The 14,322-nt window shown below is 69.3% G+C and carries 15 protein-coding genes and 1 pseudogene; 10 read left to right on the top strand and 6 right to left on the bottom strand.

The window, feature by feature from the left end; all coding sequences use genetic code 11:
* Positions 1 to 137: 137 nt before the first annotated feature.
* The gene (locus LBW94_RS01275) at positions 138 to 722 is read right to left on the bottom strand and encodes a TetR/AcrR family transcriptional regulator (protein ID WP_225056200.1); all 585 of its coding nucleotides are present in this window, start codon (positions 720 to 722) and stop codon (positions 138 to 140) included.
* Between LBW94_RS01275 and LBW94_RS01270 the strand changes: the two genes are divergently transcribed.
* On the top strand, positions 613 to 1,032 hold the full coding sequence (locus LBW94_RS01270; RefSeq protein ID WP_225056222.1) for an MBL fold metallo-hydrolase: 420 nt from the start codon (positions 613 to 615) through the stop codon (positions 1,030 to 1,032). The two genes, LBW94_RS01275 and LBW94_RS01270, sit on opposite strands and share 110 nt — an antisense overlap.
* Here the strand turns inward: LBW94_RS01270 and LBW94_RS01265 are convergent, their stop codons facing one another.
* On the bottom strand, positions 1,033 to 2,307 hold the full coding sequence (locus LBW94_RS01265) for a diguanylate cyclase domain-containing protein (RefSeq protein ID WP_225055777.1): 1,275 nt from the start codon (positions 2,305 to 2,307) through the stop codon (positions 1,033 to 1,035).
* A 105-nt stretch (positions 2,308 to 2,412) separates the two neighbouring features.
* Positions 2,413 to 3,750 (bottom strand): MFS transporter, encoded by a 1,338-nt coding sequence (locus LBW94_RS01260; RefSeq protein WP_225055779.1) that lies wholly within the window; start codon positions 3,748 to 3,750, stop codon positions 2,413 to 2,415.
* A 195-nt stretch (positions 3,751 to 3,945) separates the two neighbouring features.
* On the opposite strand from LBW94_RS01260, the gene LBW94_RS01255 reads away from it, so the two are divergent.
* From LBW94_RS01255 to LBW94_RS01235, 5 genes and pseudogenes are all read left to right on the top strand, one after another.
* Entirely contained in the window at positions 3,946 to 4,281 is a 336-nt protein-coding gene (locus LBW94_RS01255) for an ArsR/SmtB family transcription factor (RefSeq protein ID WP_225055781.1), read from the top strand.
* An 83-nt stretch (positions 4,282 to 4,364) separates the two neighbouring features.
* Positions 4,365 to 4,721, top strand: coding sequence for a TetR family transcriptional regulator C-terminal domain-containing protein (locus LBW94_RS01250; RefSeq protein ID WP_225055782.1), 357 nt, complete (start codon positions 4,365 to 4,367; stop codon positions 4,719 to 4,721).
* A 68-nt stretch (positions 4,722 to 4,789) separates the two neighbouring features.
* Complete coding sequence (locus LBW94_RS01245; RefSeq protein WP_225055784.1) at positions 4,790 to 5,707, top strand: DAPG hydrolase family protein; 918 nt, start codon at positions 4,790 to 4,792, stop codon at positions 5,705 to 5,707.
* A 4-nt stretch (positions 5,708 to 5,711) separates the two neighbouring features.
* Positions 5,712 to 6,143: pseudogene (locus LBW94_RS01240) on the top strand (pyridoxamine 5'-phosphate oxidase family protein).
* 150 nt (positions 6,144 to 6,293) lie between these two features.
* Positions 6,294 to 7,328, top strand: a complete 1,035-nt coding sequence (locus LBW94_RS01235; RefSeq protein ID WP_225055786.1) for a profilin — start codon at positions 6,294 to 6,296, stop codon at positions 7,326 to 7,328.
* 4 nt (positions 7,329 to 7,332) lie between these two features.
* Here LBW94_RS01235 and LBW94_RS01230 read toward each other — a convergent pair whose 3' ends face one another.
* Entirely contained in the window at positions 7,333 to 7,710 is a 378-nt protein-coding gene (locus tag LBW94_RS01230; RefSeq protein ID WP_225055787.1) for a DUF5073 family protein, read from the bottom strand.
* Positions 7,711 to 7,713: 3 nt separating this feature from the next.
* Positions 7,714 to 8,487, bottom strand: a complete 774-nt coding sequence (locus LBW94_RS01225; protein WP_255633922.1) for a heavy metal-binding domain-containing protein — start codon at positions 8,485 to 8,487, stop codon at positions 7,714 to 7,716.
* Between the two features lie 201 nt (positions 8,488 to 8,688).
* On the opposite strand from LBW94_RS01225, the gene LBW94_RS01220 reads away from it, so the two are divergent.
* Positions 8,689 to 10,353 carry an SMI1/KNR4 family protein gene (locus tag LBW94_RS01220; protein WP_225055791.1) on the top strand — a complete coding sequence of 555 codons (1,665 nt, stop codon included), beginning with the start codon at positions 8,689 to 8,691 and terminating at the stop codon, positions 10,351 to 10,353.
* 54 nt (positions 10,354 to 10,407) lie between these two features.
* Here the strand turns inward: LBW94_RS01220 and LBW94_RS01215 are convergent, their stop codons facing one another.
* Positions 10,408 to 10,740, bottom strand: a complete 333-nt coding sequence (locus LBW94_RS01215) for a peptide deformylase (RefSeq protein ID WP_225055793.1) — start codon at positions 10,738 to 10,740, stop codon at positions 10,408 to 10,410.
* A 282-nt stretch (positions 10,741 to 11,022) separates the two neighbouring features.
* On the opposite strand from LBW94_RS01215, the gene LBW94_RS01210 reads away from it, so the two are divergent.
* From LBW94_RS01210 to LBW94_RS01200, 3 genes are all read left to right on the top strand, one after another.
* A complete protein-coding gene (locus LBW94_RS01210; protein WP_225055795.1) occupies positions 11,023 to 11,862 on the top strand; it encodes a mycofactocin-coupled SDR family oxidoreductase in 840 nt (279 codons plus the stop codon).
* Positions 11,863 to 11,932: 70 nt separating this feature from the next.
* Complete coding sequence (locus LBW94_RS01205) at positions 11,933 to 13,234, top strand: cytochrome P450 (protein WP_225055797.1); 1,302 nt, start codon at positions 11,933 to 11,935, stop codon at positions 13,232 to 13,234.
* A 159-nt stretch (positions 13,235 to 13,393) separates the two neighbouring features.
* Entirely contained in the window at positions 13,394 to 13,993 is a 600-nt protein-coding gene (locus LBW94_RS01200) for a TetR/AcrR family transcriptional regulator (protein ID WP_225055799.1), read from the top strand.
* The last annotated feature ends 329 nt before the right edge of the window (positions 13,994 to 14,322 follow it).

The following is a 14,322-nucleotide window of genomic DNA, read 5'->3' as shown; positions in this document are numbered from 1 at the left end:
CCCGAAGGCTAGGAATCGCCTTTCGAATTGTCAATCGGACCGCCGGCGATTCCGCACCCGGCCGGAGAATCCTCATCGAAACCTGATCTTTCACCACCGCAAAGGATTTCGGAGCTGCCGCCGGCGAGCCGCCGCGCTCAGGCGTCCGGCGGGTCCGCCGGCTCCGCACCCGCGTACGCGAGGCCGGTGAACAGCCAGGTGAGCGCATCCTCGAACAACTGCTCGGGTACCGCGTCCCGGTCGATGCGGCGCTGCTCGACCAGCCCCTCGTACAGCGCGAACACCACCGTGGCGATCCGCTCGATCGGTGGATGCTCGGCATGCGTTCCGCGCCGCCGGAATTCGGACAGGATGAGTTGTTGCAGCGATCGGTGCGTCGCGCGCATCCCGTCCGACAGCGTGGCCATGACCGCGGGATTGCGGACTGCGTACAGCCAGAATTCGGCGTGCAGCGCGGCGGCCCGCACATCGTTGTCGGCGGCGTCGGCCATGACCCGGCCCAGTCCGCGGGCCGCCGTGTAGCCCTCGCCGCCCGCGGTGGCGATCGCCTCGGCCGCCGCGGCGACCCGGTCGCCGGCCCGGCTGCTCAGCAGTTCCAGGAACAGATGGTCCTTGCCCTCGAAATTCGAGTACAACGCGCCGATCGAATACCCGGCCGTCTCCGCGATCTCCTCGTTCGACACCGCGTACGGCTCGGTCGTCTTCGGCGGCGACACCACCATCACCCCGAACACGGTGACGCTGGCCCGGGGCGCGGACGTGCTGGTCCACGAGGCGATCGACCTGCGCATCGTCGCGGCGAGCGGTCTCAGCGCGGAGCAACTCCAGCATCACCGCAGCGCGCACTCCGATGTGACCCGGATCGGCGGCGAGGTCGCCGCGCCGGCCGGCGTGGGCACGCTCGTGCTGACCCACCTCGCACCCGGTAACACCCAGATCCCCGATGCGAGCTGGCAGGCCCAGGCGAGCATCGGATTCGGCGGCAAGGTCGTGGTCGGCACCGATCTGATGCGGATTCCCTTGCCGCACTGATCACTCGGGACTCTCGGCCTGCTCGTCGTGGATGCGATTGAGGACCCAGGTGTCACGGCCGCTGGCCTTCGCCCGGTACAGGCCGGTGTCGGCGTCGTCGATCAGTTTCTCGGTGTCGACGCCGACGATCGGGGTGAGAACCGCGCCGACACTCGCGGAGATCGACAGCACCTCGTTCGCGCCGATCGGGATGGGCTGCCGCAACGACGCGAGCGCGATACCGGCCGCGCCGTTCACCGCATCGGCGTCACACGGCGGTGAGAGCAGGACGACGAACTCGTCGCCACCGATCCGGGCCAGTGTCACCGTCGGCGAGCCCAGCGCCGCGACCAGCCGCCGGCCGACCTCGATCAGCACCCGGTCGCCGGTGTTGTGCCCGTATCGGTCGTTGATCACCTTGAACGAATCCAGATCGATGAAGCACAGGCCGATCAGGTCGGCGGGGTCCGCGGCGGTCACGATCTCCTGGAGCCGGTCCAGCAGGCACCGGCGGTTCGGCATGCCCGTCAGCGAGTCGTGGTGGGCCTGCCACTGCAATTCCTGTTGCAGTGCCCGGCGCTCGGTGATGTCCTCGCCGACGGCGACGATGTAGGTCTCCGGCGGGGAGGCGCCCTGTACCAGCGTCATCGTCCAGGAACCCCAGGCCAGCGCGCCGTCGGCGCGGCGGAATCGGCCCTCGAAATGGGCGGTGCCGTGGCGGCGTTTGAGCAGCCGAGTGACGGACAGTCGCAATTTCTCCCGGTCGCCGCCCGCCATCAAATCCAGCCCCGACATCCCCAGCAACTCCTCCCGGTCCAAGCCGACCATGCGGGCGGTGGTGGGATTGGCATCGAGGGTGATGCCGTCGATGTCGTAGAGCGCGATCGCCACCGCGGCATTGTCGAACACCACGTGGAAGAGCTGTTCCGCCGTTTTCAGACGGCTGGTGCGGGTGGCCAGCAATTCGGTGGTGTAGCCCCGGCCCAGCTCCGCGACCAGCGACCCCAGCCGCCGCGTCACATCCTGGCTCAGGGTGCGCTCGGCCAGTTCGACCAGCACCGACGAGGTCGGGACCAGCACCGCCGGCGTGGTCAGCTGCGCCCGGACCATGGCGGACCCGATCCGGAATCCCGGCTCCGGATCGAAGTCCTCCGCCGACAACGCGGCATCCAGTTCCGCGATCCAGCCGGCCATCCGATGTTCGATGCCGTCATACGCAGTCGAGGGCACGGAGTGGCAGTCCGCAATGGCGGCCGACCACTTCCGCGCCATATCGATGACCTCGCGACTGTCCACCGCGGGGGAACCTTCCTGCACGGCCGATGTCCGGATACCGTCCACTAACCACCACCCAGCATACGAAACCGGACCGGCTCGCCGCGCCGCCGAGTCACGACGCAGCTACGGCACGGTCGGGGCCGCCACCCGCGCCGGGGCGACCGGGCGGGGCAGCGTCAGCGACACCAGCGACCCGAGCACTATGCCCGCCGCGGCCAGGAGCACGGCGGTGCGGCTCCCGTCGGCCAGTCCGGTGCGCAGTGCGGCGCCGGTGCGCCCGGACAGCCCCGCGCCGGCGATCGCGACGAGTACCGCCAGTCCGATCGCGTTACCGAGATTCAGAGCGGTCGAGGCCATTCCGTTCGCGACGCCCTGCTCATCGCGCGAAACACTTACGGCCGCAGCGATCCACATCGCCGTCCAAGTGGTGCCCTGCCCGATCCCGGACAGGATCAGGCCCGGCACTGCGGCGGGCAACGTGGCGGAGGCCGAAAAGCCCAGGGCCAGAACAGCTGTACCGATCACACCGATACCGAAGCCGAGCGCCAGCGTGACCCGCGTGCCGAGGCGGGTGGTCAGCCGCTCCCCCAGTTGGGTGCCGGTCGCGATGGCGATCGAGGGCATCAGGAACACCAGCCCGGTCCGCAGCGCGGAATACCGGTGCACACTCTGGAACAGTACGGTCAGGAAGTACGGCAGTGTGCCGAAGGTCGCCATGTAGATCGCCGTGGCGAGCACGCCGACCACCAGGCTGCGATTGCGGAACAATCGGAACGGCACCAGCGGATCGGCGCTGCGGGCCTCGATCGTGACGAATGTCCCGAACAACGCTGCCGCGAACCCACCGGCGCCGACGACCACCGGCGCCGACCAGCCCAGCTCCGGCCCCTGCACCAGCGCGAACACCAGCAGGGTCGCACCACTGGTCACGGTCACCGCACCCGGAATGTCGAACCGGCGCGACCGTCGACCGCGAGGATCGCGAGGAACGACCACCAGCGCCGCGACCGCCACCAGCCCGGCCAACGGGACGTTGACGAAGAACACCGCCGACCAGCCGAACGCCTGGGTCAGCAGGCCGCCGAGCAGCGCCCCCACGGTCAGCCCGGCGGCCCCCGCGCCACCCCAGGCCGCCAGCGCCCGATTACGCGCGGGTCCCTCCTCGAACAACGTACCGATCAGCGAGAGGGTCGACGGCAGCAGCAACGCACCACCGACACCCTGCACCGCGCGAGCCACGATGACCACCGCCGGCGCGCCGGCCAGCCCACCGGCCAGCGAGGACACCACCCACTGCTGGGTCTGCTGCGAAAAGCCCAGGGCGCGACCGATTTCCGGTAACGCCACGTACACGATGTTGAGGTCGAGGGAGAAGATCAGCTGGGCCAGCGCCAGCAGTGTCAGCGACAGGCCCAGCCGCGGGGTGGCCGTCCCGCGCAGGTGAATTCGGACAGCGGACATTCGATTTCGCGCACCTTCCACTCTGGGCAGGCATCGTCGGCTGCGCAACAGTTTGATAGTTCGTATGTTTGCGTACAATCGAACGAAAGGCAAGACCGTCCGACAGTACGTATATCCACCGATGGTGGTCTCATAGTGGGTGCGGGCCATGCGGTCCGCACCGAGCGGAAGGAGAGGGCAGCACGTGCCCGCCGAATGATCGCCCAGCACCCCGAACGCGACCAGATCCTGCTCGAGAACGTCCTGTCCGCACTCGGAAATCCCCTGCGGCTGCGGATAGTACGAGTCCTCGCCGAAACCGGCGAGCGTCCGTGCGGCAGCATCCTCGACGGATTGTCGAAATCCACGCTGACCCATCACTGGCGGGTGCTGCGCGACAGCGGCGTCATCTGGCAACGACCGGCCGGCCGGGAGAATCTCCTGTCCCTGCGCCGGGAGGACCTCGACGCGCGATTCCCGGGAATGCTGGACGTATTGCTCGCCGCCGCCGCGCGAAACGAGCAGGGCGGCAATCACATCGACGCATCCTGAGGCGCCGCGGCCCATGGCCCGGCGCGACCTTCGCCGACGCGGTCGTCCGCCCCGCGCGGTCCGCCCCGCACGGCGCACCCCGGTTGCACGCGCTGCTGGACGCCTGGATCGCCTACATCGAAGGGCCGTTGCTGCCCGGCGGCTGCTTCTGGAACGCGAATCCGCCCGAGTTCGACAATCACCCGGGACCGATCCGGGACGCCCTGGTCCGGTGGCGCGACGGCTGGCTGAACATCCTGGCCACGGAACTCGGGCATGCCACCGCCGAGCTGCGGCCCGCGCCGGACCTCGGCCTGCTCGTCTTCCAGCTCGAGGCCGCCGTCGCCGCCACCGATATCGCTCTGCGACTGGGTGATTCCGACGGCGCCGGGCGATTGCGCCGGGTGATCGACGCCCTGGTGCCGCCGAATCCCGATCTGCTGCACGACCGATCGTCGTGACCCGGTCCGGCTTGTGTGCTCTCACAACGGTTCCGCCACGACACCGGCACGGCTGCTAGCGTCGCCGGGTGGGTATACCGAAAGTGACGCGACGACGCGTCCTGACCCTGTCCGCCGCCGCCCTGGGCGCGTTCACCGCCGCCGCGGCCGTCGCGGACGCACAGGCCCCCACCGACGATGCCCGCTACCCGGGCTATTCCGCGCAGGATCGGGCACAGCCGTACGCGCACTACATGGCCGACCGCACGGCCCCACCGCAGGCCGTCGTCACCGACGCCTACGCGGGACCGCCCACCCCACCGGATCGGATCCCGCCGTTCTCGGCGCTGACCACCGACCTCGCCCCGGCGGGCTACTCCCCCGTCGAAACCGGCTACGGCCAGACCGCGGACGGCATCGTCTGGGCGGCAGCCCGCACCGAGATGCCCCGGGTCACGGCGGCCATGTGGGACTGGTGGTTCGGCTGGCACCTGGTGGAATCCGCCCGCTACAAGCTGTGGCATCCGGACGCGCACATGTACGCCGAGGTCGCCGCCGATCGCCTCGGCACCCCGCTGCCCGACCGCGCCCGCTACCTCGACAACATCTCGTACGTCGACGAATACATCGGTCCCCGGCTGCAACAGCTGGCGATCGCCTTCCACGATCCGGTCGCCCACGGCTTCACCGTCCCCGCCGACCACACCATCGTCTTCGGGCGCGTCGGCAGCGGCATCGCCCCCGTGGACCTGGGCTGGCTGGCCCACCAGGTCCGTCCCGTCCCCGGCGGCGCTGAGATGCGCAGCCGCTTCCACCTCCGCCTCTACGGCGCCCACACCCCCGACCCGCTGCACACCGCCCGCGCCGTCGCCCGCGGCGCCGCCGCCGACCCCGGGGACCTCCTCCCCGACCTCGGCCTGGCCCGGGACCTGATGCTGCACTGCGGTCAGGAGATGAACCACCTCTCCCGCTTCCTGCCCGAGCTGTACCACGAATTCGGCGCCTGACGCGATGCGCCGACTCGACGCCGCCGAGATCGAGGAGTTGCTGAGCCGCGACCTCGTCGCCCATCTGGCCACCGTCGACGCCGACGGCTACCCGCACGTCGTCCCGCTCTGGTTCCTCTAAGCGGACAACAGATTCCACCTGACCAGCTACACCGACCGCCCCCATCTCCACCGCATCCGGCACGATCCGCGCGTCGGCCTGACCGTGGACGCCGAGGACCCGCTGCGTCCCGACGGCGAACGCCCGAACCGCCAGCTGCGCGTCGTCGGTGACGCGACCCTGAGCCCGGACCCGGACGGGATCTGGACCGCCCGTGTCCGTTCCAGATATCTCGACGCCCGCATCGCCCCCGGCGCCGCCGGGCGCCCGCCGCCGCGGGCCCGGACGCTGATCACGGTCACTCCCCGGTGCCTGCGCGCAATCGCCAGCGTGTGAACGCCATTCGCCGCCCGCGCCGGGCCGGACCGGACACTGTCACACCGGGGACGACGCCCGCGGGGTGGCGGCTACTTGTCGGTAGGGTCCGATATCGTCGGCTCGCGGATTCGGGTTGGAACCCACGGATGCGAGGCGAGGGAGGGCCCCATGGGCGGGATGAACGTCGGGTCGTACGCGGTACGGCTGGCGGAGGTGATGCGGCACTTCCGCACCGGTGACGAACGGAGTCTGGCGGCCCTGGTCGATGTGCTGGGACCCGAAGTGGATGCGCTGGGCGAGGGCTGGGCCCGGGAGGAGTACGGGCGTTCGCCCCGGGATGTGCTGCGCCACATGGTGCGGGGTGTGAACGACGACGGGCTCGATATTCGGGACGACTGTGCCGACGACTTCCTGTATATCGCCTGCTTCGAACTGGTGGTGCGGCACTACGGGGAACCGCTGGACGGCTGGGATTCGATCCGGTCGAGCTGGTTCGGGCGGGCCGATGGCGTCCTCGACGAGGCGGGGGTCGACTTCTCGATCTCGAACCTCGTCCGCACCGGAATCGACGGAGTGCCGGTGCTGTCGGACCATGCGTCGGCGGGCTGTCTGAGGTACGACGAGATCCCCGCGGCCCATACCGTCCTGGCCCGGCTGCGGCGCGGCGATCTGCCGCTGCACACCATGTATTACGTTGCCGACGTGCGTGATTGGCTACGGCAGTGCCTGGCCGGCGGACGTGATCTGGTCTGCATCGCGGGTGGCCGCCCGACCAGTTCCCGGTCACGCGACCGGCGGCGGCTGTTCCCGGAGGAGCGACCGGCGGGCACCTGGCAGCAGTATGTCGACCAGCAACTGGTGGCGGTGGGCCCGTTCTGCCATGCCGCGATCTACGGGCTGGACGGCCGGAAGTGGGCGGCCAGCCCCGGATTCGAGGTGTCCGCCGCCGAATTGTCCGCGCTGGCAGCGCCGCTCGCGGATCCGAGGCTGCCGACCGCCGGCGGCGTGCGGATCGCGGGCCGGGATTATTCGGCGAGTTCGCCGGTGCAGGGCCGTCTCACCGGTTCCGATCGGACGTGCCTGCTGACGGTCCAGCAGACCAGCAAGGCCGTCGTGATTCTGCTGGAGGCCAGATACCGGCCGTTCAAGGAGAGTTCCGAACTCGAGGAACAGCTGATCGACTTCATCGAGACGTTCGGCTGACGGATCAGCCCGCCGTCTCCAGCACCTCGAGCGCGGCCTCGATCTGCGGGAGTGCCGGCGGGCCGTACCCGGCCACCACCGTGGCCAGCGCCCGCGCCACATGCGGCCCGACGGATGTGGCGGTGAGCAGGTCCTCCGCCAGCACGATGCCGTTGACCACGTGGGCGGCCCGGATGCGCTGGTCGGCGGTGACCTCGTAGCGCCAGTCGCCCAGTTGCAGGCGTTCCGGTTCGGAGCGGAACAGGCTGCGGCGGGCCGGGGTCCGGACCGCGCCGGGCACAGCGGCGAAGACGGTGAACACCAGCCCGGCGCCGCCGGGGCCGTGCAGCGCCGCGGCGATCACGCCGGCCGCTCGCTCCGAATCGAAACTCGGTGCGCCCATGGGCTAATCGCCCATCGGCAGCACGAACTGCGGAGTGATGGTCTCGGGCTCGCCGGTGCGGCGCACGGCGGTACCGGCCGCGTAGAACTCGACCGTGTGGTGGCCCCAGGCGTAACTCTCGATCTGGAAGTGCACGCCGGTCACGCCGATGCCGCCGTCGCGTTCGGCCTCGGCCTGCATCCGGCTCATCGCCAGTTCGCGGGCCTGGTAGTTGCCCTGTGTCCACTGCGGCATCTCGACATTGGTACCGATCTGGCGCATCGACTGCATGAAACCCTGTACGGCGACGTGGAATACGCAGTTACCCATCACGAACGCGACCGGCGCGAAACCGGACCGCAGCAGGGTCACCATGTCCTGACCGGAGAGATGGCTGGTGAATGCCTGCCCGTTGGGCCGCCGGAACTGCCCCGGCTCGCGGACGTAGCGCACGGCGGTGCCGACGGCGATGAACTCCAGATGATTGGCCTCACCGCCGACATGCCGCCACTGCAACCGCACCCCGACGATGCCGTCGGCGCGCAGGGCATCGGCCTCGGCCTGCATCCGCGCCATCGCGTTCCAGCGCGCGCGATAGGTGGCCTCGGTGAGCACCTGGAGTTCGGCCTGCTGCCGCAGCCCGGCGAACTGGAAGCCCACGTGATACACCGACACCCCCATGACCAGGTCGATCGGCTCGAATCCGGCGCCGTGCAGCAGCGCGAACTCGTTGACCGACAGGTCGGAGGTGAAGATCCGCCCGGCATGGGACAGCCGCTCGCCCGCGGTCGGTTCCAGCGGCGGTTCGGAATTCGGTTGCACGCGCCTCACACCTCTCTAGGGAGCACCACCGCCACTGTACGACGCGCCGGTCGTCCCGGGGCGGCGTACACGATGGCGATCTCGTCACGACCGGCAACCTCGGGGCGCACCGGGGAATTTGTCGGTGGGTGTGGCTAGGGTGGGTCTCGATCACGGCAAGGCAATGGGGAGGGCCATATGACCGGATTGACCGAACTGATCACACAGCTGGCACGGGAATTCGCGGAAACCGGCGCCACCGGAGGCACGCTGACACTGCACCACGGCCCCAGCGGTTACGGGGTGAGCGCCGCCGAGGCCGTCGGGATGATGGCGCCGCTCCCGTCGAGCGGCATCGGCGAGGTGGCCGCGGCGGTCCGGGCCGCCCGCGGCGCGGCCGAGAAGAGCACGGTGCACCTGCGACTGCGACTCACCGGCGACAGCTACGAGTGTCAATACCATTGGGAGGCGGGATATCTCCCCAACTTCCGATGGTCCTCGGGCCGGCAGCTCGTGTTCGATCACGACTATCGGTATCCGGGACACGACCTCGCGGCCGCACCGGCTGTCGCGGTGGACGATCGGCCGACCGATCCGGCCCTGATCGCGACGGTCGCCGTGCTGGTCGACGAGTACGTGGCGCTGCGCACCGGGCAGCAGGCCCCCGAACTCGGTCCCGGGGCCGAGGAGGCGGATATCGCGGCCGCCGAAGCGCTGCTGGGCGTCCGGTTGCCGGAAGATCTGCGGGCGCTCTACCGGGTGGTGGGCCACGACTACGACGACCGGGGCCTGCTGGGGTTCACCCGGCTGCTGCCACCGGACCGGGTCGCCCGGGACCATCTCGGTGACGGCCCCGAATTCGAGCGGCTCGAGCCCGGCCGCCCCGCACACGGCGCCTGGGACGACTCGCTGTTCGGATACGAGCGGGTGGTGCTCGAATCCTGGCCGCCCGGCGTGGTGCAGCGCGTGTCCCGCAGCCCGAAGTGGGTGGTCGTCGGCACCAGCGACCGCGCGGTTTTCGCCGTCGATCTCGATCCCGGACCGGCGGGAGCGCCGGGCCAGCTCATCCAATTCGAACCCGGCGGCCATTACTCCGCCGTGCGCCGGGGCGAATCGGTGCTCGCGGTGCTCCGCCGGTCCGTCGCCGAATTGCACACAGGAGATTCCGCTCCCGATCAGGAGGACCGGGACTCGCAGGCTCCACAGTCACAGGTCTTCCTGCGCGGCGCCGACCTGCCGCTCGACTCGCTGCCCGATGTCGCCGCCGTGCAACGACTTCAGCTCGAGGCGGCGGATTCCTTCGACACCCGCGCGCTCACCGCGCTGCCGGCGCTGCGCGAGCTCACGCTGCGCGGCATCCACGCACTGAATATCGCTGTGCCACACGCCGTCCCACTGGAATCGCTGACGCTCGGCGGCCCGCTGATAGCACTGGAGCCGCTGGCCGGGCATCCGACCCTGTGGGATGTCACGCTGACCGCCACGGATCATCCGGTGCACATCGCCGCGCTGGCGAAGCTGCCCTCGCTCCAGCGGCTGGACATCGCGGCGGTCGATATCGCGGATCTGGAGCAGATCGGCACATTCCCGGCGCTGCGAGTGCTGGTGGCCGATGCGCAACAGTGGCGGCTGCTGTGGGCCCGCGGCGCGGTCCCCTCCGGACTCGCCGCCGCACAACTCGCCGGTGACACCCCCTTCGCGGACGAGATCGCCTGGGCCCACGCATTCGGCGTGGAAACCGATGCGGCGACGCTACCGATCGTCCGCGGTACCCTTACCGGTGTGCGGCGGCGCACCGAGCCGTTCGACTTCCGAGCGTATTTTCGGCAAGCACCGGAGCACCGCCAACCACCGGCGCCCTGACCGGATCCCGTACCCTCGCGGATACCGGATGCGTTCGCGCCGTCGGTCATCCGGTTACGAGCGCAGCGCCGGAAGCCAGGAGTTCCCGGTGACGGTCCACTCGCGGGTCTCGAGCATCCGGCGGGCCGCGCGCTGATTTCTGCCGATGAGGCGTTGCAGGTAGAGGCGACGGACAAGGTGGTCGGTCGCGTGTTGCAGGCAGCGGCTGAGGTAGCCGGTGGCTTCGACCACCACGGGCGCGCCCGCCCGGTCGGGAACCACTCCCGGCACCGACAGACAGCCTTCGAGATCGTCCCCCGGGTCCGGCATGGCCTCCGGCAGTTCGGTGGTCGCCAGGATCGGGTTGACGAGGTGACCGAGCATCCGCCCGTCTGATCGATTGATCAAAATATCAGCCGAGCGAGTGCCGCCCGCGCCGCCGCCGCGGGACGCGGCAGCACGCACCGATCACGCCGGGGTCGCAGGATGTCACTGTTTTTGCTGCGGTAGAGCAGTATTCGCACCGAATTCCGCGCAACCCGGCCCGATCGCGGCACAGGACGTCGTGCCGATCTCCGACCGTTGACAGATATCGGCCTCGATGTCACAGTTTGATCGATCGATCAACGACAGTGGTCGAGGGATGATCGGGCGCCGACGGTGCCCGATCGGCGACGAGTGAGGTACTCCATGACAGGGCGGGTCGAAGGCAAAGTTGCTTTCATCAGTGGTGCGGCGCGCGGTCAGGGCCGCAGTCACGCGGTGCGGCTGGCGCAGGAGGGCGCCGACATCATCGCGGTCGACGTGTGCCGGAATGTCAGTGGCAGCCATGCCATCCCGGCGTCGACGCCGGAGGATCTGGCCGAGACCGCCGATCTGGTGAAGGGCCTGGGCCGGCGCATCGTCACCGCCGAGGTCGACGTGCGCGACTACGACGCACTGAAAGCGGCCGTCGACAGCGGTGTCGAGCAGCTGGGGCGGCTGGACGTGGTCGTCGCCAACGCCGGGATCGGCAACGGTGGCGACACGCTGGACAAGACCAGCGAGCGGGACTGGGGCACGATGATCGACATCAACCTCTCCGGTGTCTGGAAGACGGTGAAAGCCGCTGTGCCGCACCTGTTGTCGAGTGGCAACGGCGGGTCGATCGTGCTGACCAGTTCGGTCGGCGGGCTGAAGGCGTACGCGAACACCGGCCACTACATCGCCGCCAAGCACGGCGTGATCGGCCTGATGAGAAGTTTCGCCGTGGAACTCGGCCAGCACTCCATCCGGGTCAACGCCGTCTGCCCCACCAACGTGAACACGCCCATGTTCATGAACGAGGGCACCATGAAGATGTTCCGCCCCGACCTGGAAAAGCCCACCGCCGAGGACTTCGCCCCGGTGGCGCAGTTCATGCACGTGCTGCCGATCGGCTGGGTCGAACCGGTCGACATCAGCAATGCGGTGCTGTTCCTGGCCTCCGACGAAGCCCGGTACATCACCGGGCTCCCGCTGACGGTCGATGCGGGCAGCACCCTCAAATGATCTCGCGCCGTTCCGGTCACCGCGCCGGTGGCCGACGACCACTTCCCTCTGCATCGAAAGCGTGCACGATATGACCGATCCAGTATCGGTGGACTATTTCTCCGATGCGGCCGTCGCCCAGGATCCCTACGAGTATTGGCGCACTCTCCGCGACCGGAATCCGGTGTTCCGCGAACCGCATCACGACGTCGTGGTGGTGACCGGATATCAGGAGGTCAACGAGGCGTTCCGGAATTCCGACGCGTTCTCGGCGTGTATCTCGATCGGCGGGCCGTTCCCGCCGCTGCCGTTCACCCCCGCCGGTGACGACATCACCGCGCAGATCGAGGAGCATCGCCATCTGTTCCCGATCAACGAGCACATGGTCACCATGGACCCGCCGGATCACACCCGCACCCGGGCACTGCTGGCCAAACTCCTGACACCGAAACGGTTGAAGGAGAACGAGGAATACATGTGGGAGCAGGCCGATCGCCAGTTCGACGAATTCCTCGCCGCCGGTCGATGCGAATTCCTCGGGGACTACGCGAAACCCTTCGCCACCCTGGTGATCGCGGATCTGCTCGGGGTGCCGGACAGCGACCGGCACCTGTTCCGGCGGACGCTGGCCGGGACGGCGCCGGGCAGCCGGGTGGGCGCGCTGGACCACGAACCGGTGGGCCTCAATCCGTTGCAGTGGCTGGAGGACACCTTCGGCGGCTACATCGAGGAACGGCGGCGATCGCCGCGCGCCGACATCCTCAGCGTCCTGGCGTCGACCACCTGGCCCGACGGCTCGGCGCCGGAGATCATCGACCTGGTCCGGCCGGCGACATTCCTGTTCGCGGCGGGCCAGGAAACCGTCACCAAACTGCTCAGCTCGGCGGTGAAGATCTTGGGCGAGTACCCGCACTATCAGGATCTGCTGCGCGAGGATCGCAGCCTGATCGGCGGATTCGTGGAGGAAGCCCTGCGATTCGAGAGCCCGACCAAGGTCGATTTCCGGCTCACCCGCACCTCCACCCGGCTCGGCGGCGTCGATATTCCCGCGGGGACCGTCGTGATGCTGTGTATCGGTGCGGCCAATCGTGATCCGCGCAAATTCGAGCATCCGGACGAGTTCCACCCGGACCGGAGGAATGCCCGCGAGCACATCGCCTTCGGCCGCGGAATCCACACCTGCGCGGGTGCGCCGCTGGCGCGGGTGGAGGGCCAGGTCACCCTGAACCGGATGCTCGATCGCCTCGGCGATATCGGCATCGACGCGACCCGGCACGGCGATGCGACGGAACGCCGGTTCGGCTACGAACCGACCTTCCTGCTGCGCGGGCTGCGCGATCTGCACATCACCTTCGCTCCGGTCACCGCCACCGAGGCGGGCGCCGCGCGATGAGGTCTCCGCTGCCGTCCGAAGCGGCCGGGCCGCTCCCTATTGATCGATCGCTCAGTCGTTAGACTGTGCCATGCCCACCACGACGTCAGGCGAGCCGCCCGCAGGCAGCCGGATCCTCTCCGGCCGACCTGCGAGGGCCCGCGCGCATCGGGCCCACGCATGACCGGCGGCAAGGATCCGGGCGCCCGGCTGCGGCTGATGGAGGCGACCGCTCGGATCATCAGCGAGGAAGGGTACGCCGCCGCCACCTCGCGCCGGGTCGCCGCGGCGGCCGGGGTGCGGTCGGCGCTGGTGTACTACTACTTCCCGACGATGGACGACCTCTTCGTCGCGGTCCTGCGCGAGGGCGCCGAGGCCGCGCTGGACCGGATGCGGGCGGCCATCACCGCCGACGACCCGTTGCGGGCCCTGTGGCTGATCAACACCGACACCCGCTTCACCCAGCTCAACCTCGAATTCATGGCGCTGGCCAACCACCGCAAGGCGATCGGCGCCGAACTCAAGACCTACGCCGAACGGGTCCGCGACATCGAAACGGCGGCAGTCACTCTCGTACTGCGCGCGTACGGGATCGATTTGCAGGAATTCCCGCCGATCGTCATGTCCATGCTGCTCACCGGCGCCGCCCGCATCCTGTGCAATGAGGGCGCGGTGGGTATGGAGCAGGGGCACAAGGAACTTCGCGCCTTCGTGGAGCGGTTCATCAGCCGCTTCAACGCGCCGCTCCCGCCGAGATCCGCGGCGGACCGACCGGCGTGACGAGGCGCACCGGCCCGGCAACGGGCGGGAAGCCTGGCCCGGTACTGCACCACACCGCGCAAGACGATCGACCTGGCCGCGGCTCTCGGCATGGAACTGCCGGAACCGCCACGCTAGCAGCGTCATCAGCGCGCTGGTACACAATGCGTAACCTGTGGCCGATCCCCGTCCCCGGCCGGACCACTCGCGCGCCCGCCACCGGACACTGTGCTCGGCCGAGTCCGACTCGCGCACAATGCATGCCGCGCACGAGGCGGCGGAATTCCCGGCGCACCAGCGGTCCTGTCGCGGCAGCGAGCGGGATCACTCAGCGCAGCACGGCCGAGGTG

The organism is Nocardia sp. alder85J, from assembly GCF_020176955.2.
Taxonomy (GTDB): Bacteria; Actinomycetota; Actinomycetes; order Mycobacteriales; family Mycobacteriaceae; genus Nocardia.
This window is presented reverse-complemented; position numbering and strand designations above follow the sequence as displayed.